Below are 16,595 nucleotides of genomic sequence, written 5' to 3'. Positions count from 1 at the left end.
TATCTTCTTGCTTGCGCGAAATCGAGAGCAGTCGTCGGGAGTCGGTAACCAGCCGACGGCGCGCTTCACTCGACGACGAGCGACCGCCCGCAGTCGGGGCACTCCTCGTCGACGATGGTCACCTGCGCGTCGCAGTCGGGGCAGAACTCGCGGTAGCAGGCGCGGTCTCCCATGGAACAGTCGACGGTGGCCAGCGACAAAACGGTACTCCCGACAGCCGGACCAGTCGGCGGTCGCGACCGGCGTGTTCGCCCTATCGCTCGAACCGTCCGGGGTTGTCGGTCGAGCTCACCTGCCACGAGAACTCGCCGGATGCATATACGACGCCGCCGAGGACGTTGTCGTACTCCCGGTCTGGCGGCGACGGATTGAACGGGATCGTTCCACCGTCCTCGGGATGCTCGCCGTCGAGTGTGAACTCGACCAGGTAGTAGACCGATTCCGTGAAGACGTCCCTGAACGTCCGTGTCTCGCCGGGCGCGACCGACTGCGAGGCGGTCAGTTCGCGTTGCCCAGGCCGCACGGTCACCTCGCCCGTGACGTCGTATCCATCCGACCCCGTCTCCGAGTCGCTGCCGACGTCGACGACCGACATCCCGATGACGTGCGGGAGGGAATCCCGGTTCTCGAACCGGAGACTCCCCGCGGGAACGTCCTCGTCCAGGAGGCCAGAACACCCGGCAACCCCCGTGACTCCGAGGGTGCCGAGCGACGTGAGGAGGGACCGACGGTTCATGTCCGAAATAAGTCCGATAGCAGATAAGTATCTTGTGAGACCGTAAGGGCGGTATCCAACCCCCCGGCACTACCCCGTACTGGTGGACGAACCGGACGAGCCAGTGGGTCGCTGCCGATGGCAGCGTGGCTCCCGCTCGCTCTGGGGAGGAATGACGGTGCTACGCTAGTTCGATGGCCAGCACGCCACCGACGATGGCCAGGGTCCCGAGCCCCACGCAGACGCCCCAGAACGCGACCCGCTTCACCACCCGCATCAGCGCGTCGATGGTGAGGTAGCCGACGACGGCGGCGGTCGCGAGCGCGAGGCCGGCGGCAGCCGGATTCAGCGTGGGGAGCCCGCCGCCGTCGAGCACGGCGAGCACGCCCGCGCCGAGTGCGGCGGGGACGCTCAGCAGGAACGAGAGCCGGAACGAGGCCTCGCCCTCGTAGCCCCGCAGGAGCAGCGCGCTGACGGTGGTCCCCGAGCGGGAGACGCCGGGGAGGATGGCCAGCCCCTGGAGCGCGCCGACCAGCACGGCGTCGACGGCGGTCGGCGTCTCGCGGTGGCCAGTCGCCCCGCCGTCGGGCGCCGGCGTCTCCTCGCGGCTCGCGTCGCCCGTCCCGGCGGCGCGCTGGAGCACGCCCGTCGCGACGAGCAGGACGCCGATGAGCGCCACGGCCGCGCCGCCGGTGAGTTCGGAGACGAGCCCTTCGATGGCGACGTACGCGGCGATGCCGACGATTCCGGAGGCGAGCGTCGCCAGCACGAGGAAGGAGAGCGTCGCGGTCTCCTCGTGGAAGGGGTCGTCGGGGCGCAGGTCGGACAGCGTCCAGCCCACCTCGGCGAGCGTGTCGCGGTAGTACACCGTGGCGGCGAGGGCGGTGCCGACGTGGAGGAACAGCGAGTACTGGACCGCGGCCTCCGGCTGGCGTCCCAGCGCGGTCAGGACGACCGTGACGTTGCCCTCGCTGGAGACGGGCAGCCACTCGAAGATGCCCTGGAGGACACCGACGACGAGCGCGACTACCATCTCCGAGTCCATACAGCGCGGTCCAGTCCCGCGATACAAAGCCCGTTCGGTTGGTCGTCAGCGCGTGCCCACGTTCGCCCGGACGGACAGGGGAGCTCGTTCGCGGAGCGAATCCGGACTGCGCCCGGTCGTCTGCTCCACGGGACGCCCGTCGCAGACGTCGGTGCCGTCGTCCGCTCGTCGGATGCGCCCCCGGCTAGCTACCTAGAGTCGGATGTGATGACCCCCGCCGCCAGAGTGGCGGCATGGCTGAAACCAGCCGGCAGCGAATGGAACAGTATCGTGTCGACCTGCAGCACGCGGGGGGTGCCTGACGATGGCGACCGATGGACGGGGGACCACGAGCATGTCGACCAGCACCGAGTCGGGTCTCGAACCGAACGTCGCCGGGGCGGTCGCGTACCTGTTCGGGTTCGTCACGGGTGTCGCGATGCTCCTCATCGACGGCGACAACGAGTTCGTCCGCTTCCACGCGATCCAGAGCATCGCGTTCAACGTCGTGGTCGTCGCCGTCTACGTCGTGCTCTCTTTCGTGACGATCTTCCTGTCGTTCCTCCCGGTCGTTGGGGACCTGTTCTCGTTCCTCTTCGGCCTGTTCTACCCGGTCGTCGGGCTGGTGACGTTCTGTGCATGGGCGTTCCTCCTGTACAAGGCGTACGAGGGCGAGCGGTTCTCCCTCCCGATCATCGGAGCGGTCGCAGCGTCGAGGTAGGCCCCTCCGAACCGGTTCGTGAGGACGTCGCTTCCCGCCCGGGCATCTGGAGCGGCAGCTGTCGAGCGTGTCCGTTCGTCAGCCACGTCCTCGCTGGAGACGGGCAGACCATCGGGGGACAGCGACGACGAGCACGACCACCACCTCCGAGTCCATACCGCGCCGTCCACTCCCGCGATTCGCCGCCCGTTCGGCTGGCGGTCAGACGGTGACCCGATTCGCGTCCACGGTGTCGGAGGTGCCGTCTGAACTGGCCAGTGCCGCGTCCCGGGTCACTCGGCCGCAGGGTAGCCGCCACCTAGCTATGTGGGGCGACTCCGTACCGGCTCCCGGAATGATCGACATCGCGTTCTTCGGAAGCCATCCGCTCGGCGAGGCCTGTCTCGAACGGCTCCACGCGCACGAGGCGGTCTCGGTCGCCGTCGTCGTGACGTACCCCGCGGACGAGGAGAACTGGTGGGACGGCTCCGTCAACGAGCTCGCACACGACCTCGGCTACGACGTGCTGCCCATCGCCGACGAGCGGGCCGCGCTCGACTACGAGGTCGACTACCTGCTCAGCGTCTACTACCCCAACATCCTCGGCCCGGAGCTCCTCGACCATCCCGACGAGGCCGCGATCAACCTCCATCAGGCCGAGCTCCCGCGGTACCGGGGCAGTAACGTGTTCAGTCACTCGATACTGAACGCCCGCGAGGACGACCACTGGAAGCACGGCACCACGATGCACTTCATGGCCGAGCAGGTGGACGCAGGCGACATCATCGCCCGCAGGTTCGCCGAGATAACCGAGCACGACACCAGCCGGACGCTCTACGAGAAGGTCCGCGAACGCTCGGTCGAACTGTTCGAGGAGATGCTCCCGAAGCTCGTCTCCGGTGCCGTCCACGACATGCGGACCCCCCAGTCCGAGTACGACGGTGAGCGGTACTTCTACGCGAAGGACAGTCTCGACGGCGCGAAGGAGATCCCGGCAGACGAACTCGTCGACGGCGACGAACTCGCCGTGTACGACCGGATTCGCGCGCTCGACTTCCCCCCGTTCGAGCCCGCCTACACCCGTCTGGGCGGCGAGAAGGTCTACCTGACGAAGACGAACTACGACGAGCCGGTCTGACCGTCGGCCGATGGCGGCGGACCGCAAGCAGTCGCTGGCGGGTCTCGCTGACCGAACCGTCCGGTTCGTACATCTCGAACCGGTCCCTGCTCGCCGACAGCCTTGACTGCCTGCCGTCCCAAGCGGTGCCCAGTATGAGCAAGTGGACCGCGGCGGACGTGCCGGACCTGTCGGGACGAACGGTCGTCGTCACTGGAGCCAACAGCGGCCTCGGCCTCGAGGGGACGAAGCACTTCGCCGGGGCGGGCGCGACGGTCGTGATGGCCTGCCGGAGCACCAGCAAGGGCGAGTCTGCCGCCGCCGAGGTGCGCCAGACCGTCCCCGACGCCGCCCTCGACGTGCGCGAGTGCGACCTCGCGGACCTCGACTCCGTCCGGTCGTTCGCCGACGGCGTGGACGAGGCGTACGACGCGGTCGACGTCCTCTGCAACAACGCCGGCGTGATGGCCATCCCGCGCTCGGAGACGAACGACGGGTTCGAGACGCAGTTCGGCGTGAACCACCTCGGGCACTTCGCGCTGACCGGCCACCTGCTGGGGCTGCTCCGGGCGAGCGAGGGCGAGGCCCGCGTCGTCAGCCAGTCCAGCGGCCTCCACGAGCGCGGCGAGATGGAGTTCGACGACCTTCACGGCGAGCGCGACTACGACAAGTGGGACGCCTACGCGCAGTCCAAGCTCGCGAACCTCCTCTTCGCCTACGAGCTCGACCGCAGACTCGACGATGCGGGTGTCGACGACGTGACGAGCGTGGGCTGTCACCCCGGCTACTCGGCGACGAACCTCCAGTACCGCGGCCCCGAGGCGAGCGGCTCGTGGCTCCGGCTCGCGATGATGCGCGTCGCCAACGCCGTCGTCGGGCAGTCACCGAGCGTCGGCTCGCTCCCGATGGTGTACGCGGCGACCCACCCCGACATCGAGGGCGGCGAGTACGTCGGCCCCGGCGGGCTCATGGACATGCGTGGCTACCCGGCGGTGCAGGCGTCCAGCGACCGCTCGCACGACGAGGCGAGCGCACGGCGGCTCTGGGAGGTCTCCACGGAGCTGACCGGTGTCACGTACGCGTTCGGGGAGCCGGCCGTCGCGGAGGACTGAGAGCCGTCAGAGCAGCAGGGAGAGGATCGCGAGCACGAGGAACACCAGGACGAGTATCCGGGCGATCTCCATGCTAATCCCCGCGATACCGCGGGCGCCGACCACGGCGGCGGCGAGCGCGAGGACGAAGAACAGGATTGCGAGTCCGAGCAGGTTGCCGGACTGGAGCGGGAGTGCGCCGAGTGCGGTGCTCGCGTCGAGGGCGGCGGTGAGCGTCGTGAGGCCGCTCGTCGATAGGTGCATCTGGATATCACGCTACCACCCCTGACCGCTTCATTATACACGTGTTAAGCCGGAACGGTCGCGTTACGTTCCCGGTCGACTGTCCTGCAGGGAACCACCGGCCGCCTCCGACAGCCGGGTCGAACGCGGGCAACGTTGATTATCGTTCATCCGAAACTCCACCCAATGTACCGGGCCAAGCTCTACATCGACATCCAGACCGAGTGCGTGCTGAGCGAGGTGACGAACCGGTGGAACACCTCCTTCACGGTCAAGCACGAGGAGGTCCTCGACGACGAGCACATCGCGTTCGTCATCGATGCGGGGGAGCGCGTCGACGAGTTCCTCGAGGCGTTCGAGGCGTCCGACCAGGTGCCGGCGGTCGAGCGCGTCGACGACACGCACATCCAGCTCACGAAGCGGTCCTGTGGCGCACTGCCGATCATCCGGAAGAACCACGGGATGATGCAGTGGTGGGACCGGGTCAGCGGCAGCCAGCGCACGTTCGACATCGTGGTGTTCCGCCGCGACGACCTGCGGAACATCGTCCGCGAGCTCAGAGAGATCGGCTCGGTGGAGCTCGCGCGGCTCACGCCGTACCGGGCGCCCGAGGCGATGCTCTCGGACCGGCAGGCGGAGGTCGTGGGACTCGCCATCGAGGAGGGCTACTACGAGTGGCCGCGCGAGACCGACGCCGAGACGCTGGCGGCGGCCCTCGACATCTCGCACTCGACGTTCCTCGAACATCTCCGCAAGGCCGAGTCCAGACTCCTGCGGAGCGCGCTCGATGCCGGCGGCGAGGCCGGTGGCCCCCCGCCGGTCGAGCGGGCTCCCGAGCCGGCCGGCCCCGGAGTCCAGTAGCTGCCCTCACTTAAAGAGCCAACAAGTGAAGGGTGAACTGGCTCCCGCTGCTAATGTGGTATACACTCACATGGCACGGGACCATTCGACCAGGCGGCAGCTGCTGACCGCGACCGGCGCAGCCACGACGGTCGCACTCGCAGGGTGCATCGGCTCACTGACCGGCGGTTCGGGCGGCGGCTCGAACGAGATCAAGTACCTCTCGGACCGGGGCGACTCCCGGCAGGTCATCGACGACATCATCTCCGAGTTCGAGGACCAGTCGGACTACACCGTCGACGTCACGTACACGTCGAAGGGCACCTCGACGGACGAACAGCTCCAGCGGATGCGGGCTGCGGGCAACCCACCGGACATCGTCTTCGACACGTCCGCCGACGCCTACCGGTACCAGCGCGACGGCAAGGCGGCACAGGTGAGCGACGTCGTGCAGGGGACCGGCCTGCCGGACCCGGTGAACGTCGACGGCGAGTCGTACTTCGTCCCGACGATGGTCGAGCCCCTGATGGGCTGGTACCGCAACGACCTCTACGACGGGAACCCGACGACGTGGGAGACCTGGCAGACGGAGGCACAGCGCCTCACCGAGGAGGAGGACATCAACGGCTACGTCGTCCAGTCCGGCCAGACGAACAACGCGGACACGATGGTCACACAGACGCTGTGGCAGAACGACGTGAACATCTACGACGGCCCGGCCGACGACATCCAGGTCACCATCGACGACGACGAGAACCGGCAGGCCGCAGTCGAGACGTACGAGTGGCTCCAGACGATGTCGCAGTACGCGCCCAACGGCTCCGGCTGGGAGTGGGGCGACGCCATCGCCGCGCTCCAGCAGGAGAACGCCGCGGCCGCGATGAGCGTCGGCGGGCTGCCCATCCTCACCATCCAGGCGAACCGGCCGGACCTCGTCGAGAAGCTCTCGCCGACCGCGTTCCCCGTCCCCGACGGGAAGGCACAGGACAAGTGGTGGGCGTACATGGAGGGCCACGTCGTCTGGAACGACGGCGACGCGACCGACGGCGCCCGCGAGTTCGTCGACTTCTTCAGCGACTCCGACCGCTTCATGGACTTCATCCTCTCTGCACCGCTGTTCCAGTTCCCGCCGACGCGGGAGGGCCTCGACAGCGACGCGGTGCAGAACAACGAGACCATCCAGGCGCACCCGGAGGTCATCGACCTCGTCCGGAACAACTGGGACGCGTTCACCACCGTCCTCGCGACCGGGCGCGACGGCGCGCCGAACATCGTCGCCGCCGACGCCTACGGCCAGCAGCTGTTCGGCCAGTCCGCCGACCAGCTGCTCGTCGGTGGCCGCTCCCCGGCGGAGACCGTCGACTGGGTCGCGAGCGAACTGCGGGGGCTGCAGGGTTGAGCCTCGTCTCCCCGCCACAATGAGCACGTCCACCCTCACGCGGCCGTTCGCCGACCTCGACGAGCGGCGGCTCCTGCTCTGGCTCACGTTCCTCCCGCTCGTCGCGTTCTTCACGCTGGTGTGGGCCATCCCCATCGTCTACGCGCTCGGGATGAGCCTGTTCGCGGACCCGACGACCGCGCCGTCGTTCGTCGGGCTCGGGAACTACGCCGACATCCTCACCAGCGGCGACTTCCTGCTGTTCCTCTGGAACAGCGTGCTGTACGCGGTGTCGACGACGGTGTTCAGCCTCGTCATCGGCCTGGCGCTCGCACTCGTCGTCAACCAGGAGATCCGCGGCGGGAGCATCCTCCGGACGATGATGATCTTCCCGTACCTGCTGCCGACGCTCGTGGTCATCTTCATCTGGCAGTTCCTGTTCGACCCGAACATCGGCGTCATCAACCAGTGGCTCGTCCAGTACGGCGTCGTCGAGGAGCCCATCGCGTTCTTCTCGACCGTCGAGTGGGCGATGCCCGCGGTCGCCATCACGAGCGTCTGGAAGTTCGGCTCGTTCGCCTTCTTCATCCTGCTCGCGCGGCTGCAGGCCATCGACCCGAACCTCTACGAGCGCGCCCGCGTCGAGGGCGCCTCGCCGTGGCAGTCGTTCCGCGACATCACCATCCCGCACCTGCGCGGCGCCATCCTCATCATCCTGCTCGTCAGGGGAATCTGGATGTTCAACAAGTTCGACATCATCTACCTCTCCACGCGGGGTGGCCCGCTGAACGCGACCACCACGCTCCCCATCCGGGTGTACGAGCTCGCGTTCAACGAGGTGAACTTCGGCGGCGCGACCGCGATGGCGGGCATCATGTTCTTCCTGCTCGCCGGGGTCGCCGTCGTCTACTTCAAGGTGTTCGAACCCGAGAAGGAGGTGGCCCACTGATGCTGGGCCTCGGCGAGGGCGAGGCCGGCTCCATCGTCCCGCAGCACCTCCAGCGGCGCATCAAGCGCGTCTCGGTCGTCCTCACCGCGCTGGCGGTCGCCATCTTCGTCACCATCCCGGTGTACGTGATGGTCGCCGTGGCGGTCCAGGACCCGACGACCGTCTTCGCCGGCGGCGACGTCCACCTGCTGATCACGGACCTGACGCTCCGGAACTTCGAGGTGCTGTTCGAGGAGACCGCGACGGTGCAGTACTTCATCAACAGCCTCATCGTCACCATCAGCTCGACGTTCCTGTCGACGTCGCTCGCGGTCGCCGCGGGCTACGGCCTCACGCGCTTCGACTTCACGGGCAAGACCGTGGCGGCACGCGCGGTGCTGTTCTCGTACATGTTCAGCCCCATCGTGCTCGCCATCCCGCTGTACGTCATCTTCTACACGCTCGGCCTGCTGGACAGCTACTTCGCGCTGACGCTCGGCCTGACCGCCATCTCCGCGCCCTTCACCATCTGGCTCATGTGGCAGTACTTCCAGACGGTGCCCATCGCGCTGGAGGAGTCGGCCTGGGTGCGCGGCGCGAGCCGCACCCGCACCGTGTGGGACGTGGTGCTCCCGGTCGCGCGGCCGGGCTACATCTCCGCGGCCATCTTCTCGTTCGCGGTCGCGTGGAACGACTTCACCATGTCCCGCGTCGTCATGAGCAGCGACGAGATGTACACCATCACGGTCGGGGCGAGCCTGTTCCTCGACCGCGTCACCATCGGCTGGGGCGAGACGATGGCCGTCTCGCTGCTCATCTGCATCCCGCCGTTCCTCATCGCCGTCTTCCTCCAGAACTACCTGCTCCAGGGCTTCAACGTCGGAGGGCTCGAATAATGGCACGTCCAATCCACTTCGATACGGTTCGCAAGGAGTACCGCACCGCCGGCGCGACCCACGTCGCCGTCGACGACCTCACCCTCTCCATCCCGGAGGGCTCGTTCACCACGCTCGTCGGCCCCTCGGGCTGTGGCAAGACGACGACGCTCCGGATGATCGCCGGGCTGGAGACGCCGACCTCGGGTCGCATCTCCTTCGGCGACGAGGACGTGACCGACCAGTCGCCACAGGAGCGCAACTGCGCGATGGTGTTCCAGTCCATCGCCCTGTATCCCCACATGACCGTCCGGGAGAACATCGGCTACGGGCTGAAGGTCCAGGGCGTCCCGAAGGCCGAGCGCGACCCGCGCATCGACGAGGCCGCCGAGACGCTCCAGATCACCGAACAGCTGGAGAAGATGCCCGCCGAACTCTCGGGGGGCCAGCAACAGCGCGTCGCGCTCGGGTCGGCGTTCGTGCAGGACCCCGACGTGCTGCTGCTCGACGAGCCGATGAGCGACCTCGACGCGAAGCTCAAGGCCGAGCTCCGGGTCGAGGTCCAGCGGCTCCACCAGGAGCTCGACGCGACCGTCGTCTACGTCACCCACGACCAGACGGAGGCGATGACGATGAGCGACCAGGTCATCCTGCTGAACAACGGCCGACTGGAGCAGTTCGCGCCCCCGGGCGAGCTGTTCGACGACCCCGTCTCGGCGTACGTCGCCGGGTTCATCGGCACCCCGTCGACGAACCTCCTGCCCGCGACGGTCGAGCGGTCGGGCGAGGGGCTCGTCCTCGCCGGTGACGGCTTCGCCGTCGCCGCGCCCGCGGACCGGTTCGCCGACCGCGTCGGCGAGGCGGTCACGCTCGGCATCCGCCCGCAGTACCTCTCGCCCGACGGCGGGACCTACGAGCTGCGGGTCGTCGCCGAGGTCGTCGAACAGCTCGGGACGGAGTTCGTCGTCCACGGGCACACACCCGACGGGACGGCGGTCGACGCCGTCTCGGACGCGTTCGGCGACGTCCAGCACGACGACGAGCTCGTCGTCGGCTTCGAGGCCGCCGACCTGTTCGTCTTCGGCGACGACGGACAGGCGATCTGTCACGGCGACGAGTTCCCGAGCGAACCGCCCTCACAGCCCCAGTGATACGACCAGCACAGTCCACCACAACCGCCTCACTACCACGATGACGAACGACACCACTCCCCCTGCAGAGAGCGCGTCGGCCGACGACCGAAGCCGTCTGGACCGCGACCACGGGTCCGGTTCCGACGACGCCGACGCCACACACGACGACCACGTCGACCACGACAGCCCGGCCGCCGACCACCGCCTCCGTGCCGACGGCGGCCGCGTCGCCCCCGGGCTGCTCCCGGGCGAGTCCGGGCGACCGCTCTCGGGCGTGACGGTGCTCGAGCTCGGGCACATCATCGCCGGCCCGTTCTGCTCGATGATCCTCGCCGACCTCGGCGCGGAGGTCATCAAGGTCGAGTCGCCCGGCCGCGGCGACGCCGTCCGCGACTCGAGCCCCATCGGCAACAGCTCGTTCAACTACGTCAACCGGAACAAGCTCGGCGTCGCGCTCGACCTGAAGTCCGAGGACGGGAAGGCCATCTTCTACGAGCTCGTCGAGGAGGCGGACGTGCTCGTCGAGAACTTCGCGGCCGGTACCGCGGACCGCCTCGGCGTCGGCTACGACGACTGCGCCGAGGTGAACGACGGGCTCGTCTACTGCTCCATCAAGGGGTTCAACCCCGGGCCGTACGAGTCGTTCCCCGCGCTCGACCCCGTCGCCGAGGCGCTCTCCGGCGTGATGAGCGTGACGGGCCACCCCGGCCAGCCGCCCGTCCGCTCGGGCACCAGCCTCTCGGACATGGTGGCGTCGCTGTACGCCGCGGTGACCGTCCTCGGCGCGGTGCGCCAGCGCGACGCGACCGGCGAGGGCCAGCAGGTCACCGTCCCGCTGTTCGAGAGCACGGTCGCGCTGATGGGCTACTGGCTCGCCTACACCCAGGCGTACGACGACGTGCCCGAGCCGATGGGCGCGAGCCACCCCGGCTGGGCGCCGTACGACGTGTTCCAGTCCGCCGACGACGAGTGGGTGTTCGTCGGCCCATCCTCGGACCGCGCGTGGCGGCGGCTCTGTGACGCGCTCGACCTCGACCTCGCGGACGACCCACGCTTCGCCGAGCTCGCCGACCGGCTCGACAACCGCGCGGAGCTGCACGCCATCGTCGAGGCGCGGTGCGAGGAACTCCCGGCCGACGAGATCGTCTCGCGGCTCCAGGACGCCGGCGTGCCCGTCGCCCCGGTGAACGACACCGAGGACGTCTGTGCGGACCCGCACCTCCGCGAGACGGACGCCCTCGCCGAGGTCAGGGCGACGGAGGGAACGGGCGACCGCATCGAGACGCCCCGGTTCCCCGCGCGGTCGACCGGCTTCGACCGCGTCGAGTCCACCGACCCGCCAGAACTCGGCGAGGACACCGTCGCCGTCCTCGACGCGCTGGGCTACGACCGGGAGGCGGTCGACCGGCTCCGCGAGGAGGGCGTGATATGAAGCTACTCGACCTCACACTGCGCGAGGGCGAACAGCGCCCGGGCGTCGAGTACACCGTCGACCAGAAGGTGGCGGCGGCCCGCGAGCTCGACGCGCTCGGCGTCGACTACGTCCAGCTCGGCTTCCCGGTCGCCGACGACCGCACGCGGCGCGTCTGCGAGCAGGTCGACCTCGACGCGAAGACGACGGGCATCGCCCGCGCCGTGCCGGGCGACGTGGACGCCGCCGTCGACGCCGGCGTGGACGTCGTCAACCTGTTCGCGCCGACGAGCGACCGCCAGCTCGAACACGTTCTCGGGAAGTCACGCGAGGAGCTGCTCGACACCGTCGTCACGGTCGCCGACCGCGCCCGCGACCACGGCGTGGAGGTCCACTTCGACGCGATGGACGGCTTCCGGACCGACCCCGCCCAGCTCGATGCGCTGTTCGACGCCGTCGACGCCGAGCTGTACACCATGGCCGACACCGTCGGCGGCCGGACACCTGCCGGGGTGGTCCACCACCTCGACGCGATGACGACCGACCCCGACCGCCTGGGCGTCCACTTCCACGACGACCTCGGCGTCGCCACCGCGAACACGCTCGCGGCCGCGCGCCTCGGCGTCGCCCGCGCCGACGTGTCGGTCGCCGGACTGGGCGAACGTGCCGGCAACGCCGTGCTGGAGGAGGTCGTCGCCGCGGCGACCGTCGGCGACGAACCCGCCTCGCTCCACGTGGACGAGACGCGGTTGCTCCCGACTGCACGGGCCGTCCTCGACGAACTCGACGAGGACGTCGAACCGGCGAAGGCGCTCCTCGGCGACGAGGTGTTCGCCCACGAGTCCGGGCTCCACACCGCAGCGATGCTCGACGACCCGGCCACCTTCGAGCCGTTCGATCCCGCCAGATTCGGCGGCCAGCGTCGGCTCCTGTTCGGGAGCGCGACCGGGACGGGAGCGGCGCGTCGGCTGCTCGAACGCGCAGGCAGGGAGCCGACCGAGGCACGCGTCGAGCGGTTGCTGGAGCGTCTCGACGACGTGGACGAGGAGCTGTCGCTGGCGGAGGCCGTGGCGCTGGCCGGCGAGGTGGCGTGAGGGCCCGCGTCGTTCTCCCCGGGACCCCTGCCGGGCCGCTCCGGCGGTAACTCGCAGGGTCCCGGGCGCAGTCCTCCGGTCCGTGCCGCGAGGGGTGACGTTTATGTGAACGAAGCGGGAAACGACCGCACAGGAACGATGAACGGCTCCTTCTAACCGGATCTTCCCGATCCGCTGCTCCCGCCGGGCACGCCGTCGGGAGCGACATCTCGAGAGCCCATCCTGCCGGGCCGAGCGGGGACACCGCCGGCGTCCCCCCTTTCCTGCGGGTGGTCACACGTCGAAACCAGCGACACACGCAGTCGATACGACGATGTCAGCACCAGACAGAACGCTTCCGCGCGACACGATCGAACGGATGGTTCACACCATCGAACCGACCTGGACGCTCCGCGACCGCGAACTGGCGACGGGGGGCTACCTCGCCGTGTACCGGCTCTCGGTCGGCACCGGGGATGGAACCCGGCGGGTCGTCCTCAAGGCCAGTCCCGACGGCGACGGGCACGGCATCGACACCGAGGCCCGACTGCTCCGGATCCTGAACGCCAACACGTCGATTCCGGTCCCCGACATCTACGGGGCGGTCGATACGCACGACCACCTCCCCGCGCCGTTCTACCTCATGGAGTACGTCCCCGGACGCACCGTCGAGCGCACGGAGATGGACACCGTCTCGCGGGCGACGCTCGAGCGGGTCGCCCGGGATTCCGGGCGCTACCTCGGCGAGCTGCACGGCTTGGACGCCGTCGACAGCTACGGGTTCCTCACGCGGAACCCGGAGACCACGCTCCGAGGCGAGCAGCCGCCAGCCAGCTTCGACCAGGTCGTCGTCGCCGAACCGGAGGCCTCGTGGCCGGCACAGGTTCGGAACTGGGCGGACGACGCACTCCGGAAGGGTCGGGACACCCGGTTCGGCGACCTGGTTCCGGACCTTCGGCCCGTCCTCGACGAGCGACTCGACGAGCTGGACGGGGCGGGCGAACCGGCGCTCTGCCACATCGACAACTCCCTGGAGAACGTGCTCCACGACCCCGAGACGGGGGAGATAACCGCCATGCTTGACTGGGCGTTCACGCTCGCCGCGACGCCGGCGTACGACCTCGTCCTGATCGAGCGGAGTCTGAACGGCGGGCAGTGGCAGTTCGTCCCGTCGGCACCGGACAACTCGGCGTTGATACGGAACGCACTGCTCGAGGGGTACGCTCGGACCGGGTCCGCCGACGTCCTCGACCGACTCGCGGCAAACCGGGAGCTCTACGAGCTGCTCTCGGTCTGTCGGTCGATGCATCTCTTCGAGATGTGGCCGAACGTCAAAGACGCGTCCGAGGCGGAGGTCGAGGGTGCCGCCGCTGCGATCCGGACGGAACTCGAATCGTACCGCTGACCGTCCCGCCGAACTTCTTTCGAGCTACGTGCCCCCGTCGGCCCGTCGAACGGCGGTGAGCACCGTGAGCTCGTCGTGCATCCCCGCGGGCGTCCGGTTCGTGATTTCGTAGCCGAGCTCCTCGAGTACCGGCGTGACGTCTTCGGGCGGCACGCCCAGTGGCTCGTGCGTCTCGACGACGACCACTCGCGGGCGGCAGTCCATCCCCGACAGAACCTCGAGCTCGCTCCCCTCGCAATCGAGCTCCAGGACGTCACATGCGGGGAGGGCGGACGGCTCCAGCCGCTCACCGTCGCCCGGGCCGAACATCGACTCGGCCTGCTCCGAGACCGGGCCGACGGCGGCGTGTTCGAGTGTCACATAATCGGCGACCTGATTCACCTGCACCGTCCGTCGAAGCGTCTCCAGCATCTCGGAGTTCGCCTCGAACGTCGTGACGGACCCGTCCGACCGTGTCAGCCGTGCGGCGACGACGGTCGTGATACCTCTCCCGCCGCCGACCACGACGACGTCGTCGCCCCGACGCACCTCGCGCCGCAACTCGCCACTCGTCCCCGCCTCGAACCCCGGGCGATAGTCGCGTCCCTCCTCCGGCGCGGTGGTCGGGACGGCGACACCGTTGTAGACGACGGTCCGTGGGTCGCTGCCGCCTTCGTTCGAGGACATATCGTCGCGTCTCTCGGCGGGCGGTAAATGTCTACGGGTGGTGGCACGTCGCCGGTGCAACCCGGGACGAGGACTACGCCGACGTCGTGCGGTTCGACCGTCGACGTCACCCGACGCTCCGTTCCGAGTTGCCGAACCCAGCCGCTGTGTGCAACAGGGAGTCGTTTGCGGTGACTCGGGACCCGCTGCCCCGTCGCGTGCGGGGGGGGACCGCTACGTCTCCTCGTCGGGCGCGCCACGTCGCGCCACCACCCTGAGCCTGCGGTAGTCCGCGGTCCACGTCCCGTCGGCGAACAGCTCGTCCCGGAGCCGATTCTCCACATCCGCAATCACGGCCTCGCGCTCACCCTCGGGAACCGGCCCCAGCAGCCCGTCCCCGAACATCCCGAGCCACCCGGCCAGTCCCGCCTCGCCGTCGTCGAGTTCGGTCGGCCGGTCGAACAGCGTCGCGTACCGCACCTCGAAGCCGTGAGATTCGAGCAGGCTCGCGTACTCGCCGACGCTCGGGAAGTACCACGGGTTCTCGACCGTGTATCCCCGCTCTGCCGCCGCCGATTCGACTGCACCGACGATAGCCGCGACGTTGCCCGTCCCACCGAGTTCGGCGACGAATCTGCCGCCGGGACGGAGCGCGTCGGCTACCGAGTCGAGCACCGCGTCCTGCTCGTGGATCCAGTGCAGCGCCGCGTTCGAGAACACCGCGTCGAACGGCTCGTCGAAGGCGAACTGCCGGGCGTCGGCACGGACGAACCGCAGGTCGGGGTAGCTGCTGGCGGCCTCGGAGACCATCTCGCCGTCGGCGTCGAGCCCAACCACGTCCGAGCCCGACTCGGCGATGCTGGCGGTCAGGTGGCCGGTGCCACAGCCGAGGTCGAGCACTCGCTCGCCCGGTTCGGGGTCGAGCAGGTCGACGACGCCCTCGCCGTACTCGAAGACGAACGCGTGCCCGCCGTCGTAGTCGTCGGCCGACCACTCGTTCCCGTCGTCTCGCTGGCTCATACGTTCGACAGTCGTGCTGACGGCTTAGTGGTGGCCGGTCTGACAGCCCGCGTGTTCGGAGTGCCCCGGTCGACTGAGACCGACCCAGGATCGTCCCAGGCGGCCGTTAACATCACCGTTTATACTCCGTTACGTGGTGCGTGGTGCCATGACCCGAACAGACGCCTTCGTCACCGTCGACGGCACCGAGGTCCACTACACCGACTGGGGCGCCCGCGACGACCCGCTCGTCGTCTGCGTCCACGGGCTCTCACGCAACGGCCGGGACTTCGACCCGCTGGCACGCCGCCTCGTGGGCGAGGGCTACCGCGTCGTCTGCCCAGACATGCCGGGGCGCGGCCTGAGCGAGTGGGCCGACGACCCCGAGACGGAGTACTCCTGGGAGGGCCTGCTCGACACGCTGCGCGAGTTCTGCGAGACGTTCGAGCGCGAGGAGCTCCGTTACGTCGGCACCTCGATGGGTGGCCTGCTCGGGATGCTGCTCGCGGACGACGACGACGCCGTCACCATCTCGCACTTCGTCTGCAACGACATCGGCCCGGTGTTCGTCCACGCCGAGGACGGCATCGAGCGCATCGTCGACTACCTCACCGACCCGCCCACGTTCGACACCTACACCGGACTCGAGGACTGGTACCGGGAGACTTACGGGACGATGAACGCCCAGACCGACGCGGAGTGGCGGCGCTTCACCCTCACGAGCGCGCGACGGCGCGACGACGGCCGGGTCACCCGCGCCTACGACGAGCGCATCGTCGCCGCACTGCTCCGGAGCAACCTCCCGCCCGAGGAGGCGTGGGGCATCTGGGAGTCGCTCGACCTGCCGACGTTCGTCATCTGGGGCCGCGAGTCGGACGTGCTCACCGAGCCGACGGTCGAGGAGATGCTGGAGCGACGACCCGACATCGACCTCCTCGAACTCGACTGCGGCCACCCACCGGGGCTGAACGTCGCCGAACAGCTCGACCCCGTCGTCGAGTTCCTGGCGGACTGACCG

The 16,595-nt window shown here is 68.9% G+C and carries 17 protein-coding genes; 12 read left to right on the top strand and 5 right to left on the bottom strand.

Going from position 1 to position 16,595, the window contains the following annotated elements; translation table 11 throughout:
* Positions 1-253: 253 nt before the first annotated feature.
* On the bottom strand, positions 254-736 hold the full coding sequence (locus ACSG06_RS21115; protein ID WP_440992268.1) for a hypothetical protein: 483 nt from the start codon (positions 734-736) through the stop codon (positions 254-256).
* A gap of 160 nt (positions 737-896) precedes the next feature.
* Positions 897-1,760 (bottom strand): undecaprenyl-diphosphate phosphatase, encoded by an 864-nt coding sequence (locus tag ACSG06_RS21110; RefSeq protein WP_440992267.1) that lies wholly within the window; start codon positions 1,758-1,760, stop codon positions 897-899.
* A gap of 334 nt (positions 1,761-2,094) precedes the next feature.
* On the opposite strand from ACSG06_RS21110, the gene ACSG06_RS21105 reads away from it, so the two are divergent.
* From ACSG06_RS21105 to ACSG06_RS21095, 3 genes are all read left to right on the top strand, one after another.
* Entirely contained in the window at positions 2,095-2,460 is a 366-nt protein-coding gene (locus ACSG06_RS21105; protein WP_440992266.1) for a DUF4870 domain-containing protein, read from the top strand.
* Between the two features lie 334 nt (positions 2,461-2,794).
* Positions 2,795-3,577 carry a methionyl-tRNA formyltransferase gene (locus ACSG06_RS21100; RefSeq protein WP_440992265.1) on the top strand — a complete coding sequence of 261 codons (783 nt, stop codon included), beginning with the start codon at positions 2,795-2,797 and terminating at the stop codon, positions 3,575-3,577.
* A gap of 134 nt (positions 3,578-3,711) precedes the next feature.
* Entirely contained in the window at positions 3,712-4,668 is a 957-nt protein-coding gene (locus tag ACSG06_RS21095) for an oxidoreductase (RefSeq protein ID WP_440992264.1), read from the top strand.
* 6 nt (positions 4,669-4,674) lie between these two features.
* Here the strand turns inward: ACSG06_RS21095 and ACSG06_RS21090 are convergent, their stop codons facing one another.
* Positions 4,675-4,911 carry a DUF1328 family protein gene (locus tag ACSG06_RS21090; RefSeq protein WP_440992263.1) on the bottom strand — a complete coding sequence of 79 codons (237 nt, stop codon included), beginning with the start codon at positions 4,909-4,911 and terminating at the stop codon, positions 4,675-4,677.
* 165 nt (positions 4,912-5,076) lie between these two features.
* Here ACSG06_RS21090 and ACSG06_RS21085 point away from each other — a divergent pair, with 165 nt between their 5' ends.
* The 8 genes from ACSG06_RS21085 to ACSG06_RS21050 all read left to right on the top strand — a co-directional run bounded on the left by ACSG06_RS21085 (position 5,077) and on the right by ACSG06_RS21050 (position 13,933).
* Positions 5,077-5,751: a helix-turn-helix domain-containing protein gene (locus ACSG06_RS21085; protein WP_440992262.1), complete on the top strand. Its 675-nt coding sequence runs from the start codon at positions 5,077-5,079 to the stop codon at positions 5,749-5,751.
* A gap of 70 nt (positions 5,752-5,821) precedes the next feature.
* Complete coding sequence (locus ACSG06_RS21080) at positions 5,822-7,129, top strand: ABC transporter substrate-binding protein (protein ID WP_440992261.1); 1,308 nt, start codon at positions 5,822-5,824, stop codon at positions 7,127-7,129.
* Positions 7,130-7,148: 19 nt separating this feature from the next.
* Positions 7,149-8,057, top strand: a complete 909-nt coding sequence (locus tag ACSG06_RS21075) for a carbohydrate ABC transporter permease (RefSeq protein WP_440992260.1) — start codon at positions 7,149-7,151, stop codon at positions 8,055-8,057.
* On the top strand, positions 8,057-8,932 hold the full coding sequence (locus ACSG06_RS21070) for a carbohydrate ABC transporter permease (RefSeq protein ID WP_440992259.1): 876 nt from the start codon (positions 8,057-8,059) through the stop codon (positions 8,930-8,932). The genes ACSG06_RS21075 and ACSG06_RS21070 overlap by 1 nt, the downstream gene beginning before the upstream one ends.
* Entirely contained in the window at positions 8,932-10,062 is a 1,131-nt protein-coding gene (locus tag ACSG06_RS21065; protein WP_440992258.1) for an ABC transporter ATP-binding protein, read from the top strand. Before ACSG06_RS21070 ends, ACSG06_RS21065 begins: the two co-directional genes overlap by 1 nt.
* A gap of 40 nt (positions 10,063-10,102) precedes the next feature.
* Complete coding sequence (locus tag ACSG06_RS21060) at positions 10,103-11,476, top strand: CaiB/BaiF CoA transferase family protein (protein WP_440992257.1); 1,374 nt, start codon at positions 10,103-10,105, stop codon at positions 11,474-11,476.
* A complete protein-coding gene (locus tag ACSG06_RS21055) occupies positions 11,473-12,549 on the top strand; it encodes a LeuA family protein (protein ID WP_440992256.1) in 1,077 nt (358 codons plus the stop codon). The genes ACSG06_RS21060 and ACSG06_RS21055 overlap by 4 nt, the downstream gene beginning before the upstream one ends.
* 358 nt (positions 12,550-12,907) lie before the next feature.
* The gene (locus ACSG06_RS21050) at positions 12,908-13,933 is read left to right on the top strand and encodes a phosphotransferase family protein (RefSeq protein WP_440992255.1); all 1,026 of its coding nucleotides are present in this window, start codon (positions 12,908-12,910) and stop codon (positions 13,931-13,933) included.
* A 24-nt stretch (positions 13,934-13,957) separates the two neighbouring features.
* Here the strand turns inward: ACSG06_RS21050 and ACSG06_RS21045 are convergent, their stop codons facing one another.
* The gene (locus ACSG06_RS21045; protein WP_440992254.1) at positions 13,958-14,599 is read right to left on the bottom strand and encodes an FkbM family methyltransferase; all 642 of its coding nucleotides are present in this window, start codon (positions 14,597-14,599) and stop codon (positions 13,958-13,960) included.
* A 213-nt stretch (positions 14,600-14,812) separates the two neighbouring features.
* Entirely contained in the window at positions 14,813-15,598 is a 786-nt protein-coding gene (locus ACSG06_RS21040; protein WP_440992253.1) for a class I SAM-dependent methyltransferase, read from the bottom strand.
* Between the two features lie 148 nt (positions 15,599-15,746).
* On the opposite strand from ACSG06_RS21040, the gene ACSG06_RS21035 reads away from it, so the two are divergent.
* Entirely contained in the window at positions 15,747-16,592 is an 846-nt protein-coding gene (locus ACSG06_RS21035) for an alpha/beta fold hydrolase (RefSeq protein ID WP_440992252.1), read from the top strand.
* Positions 16,593-16,595: the final 3 nt, after the last annotated feature.

Origin of the sequence: Haloarchaeobius baliensis, assembly GCF_052060055.1 — an archaeon.
Lineage (GTDB): Archaea > Halobacteriota > Halobacteria > Halobacteriales > Natrialbaceae > Haloarchaeobius > Haloarchaeobius baliensis.
The sequence above is the reverse complement of the archived record's forward strand: the minus strand, read 5'-3'. Positions and strand labels throughout refer to the sequence as shown.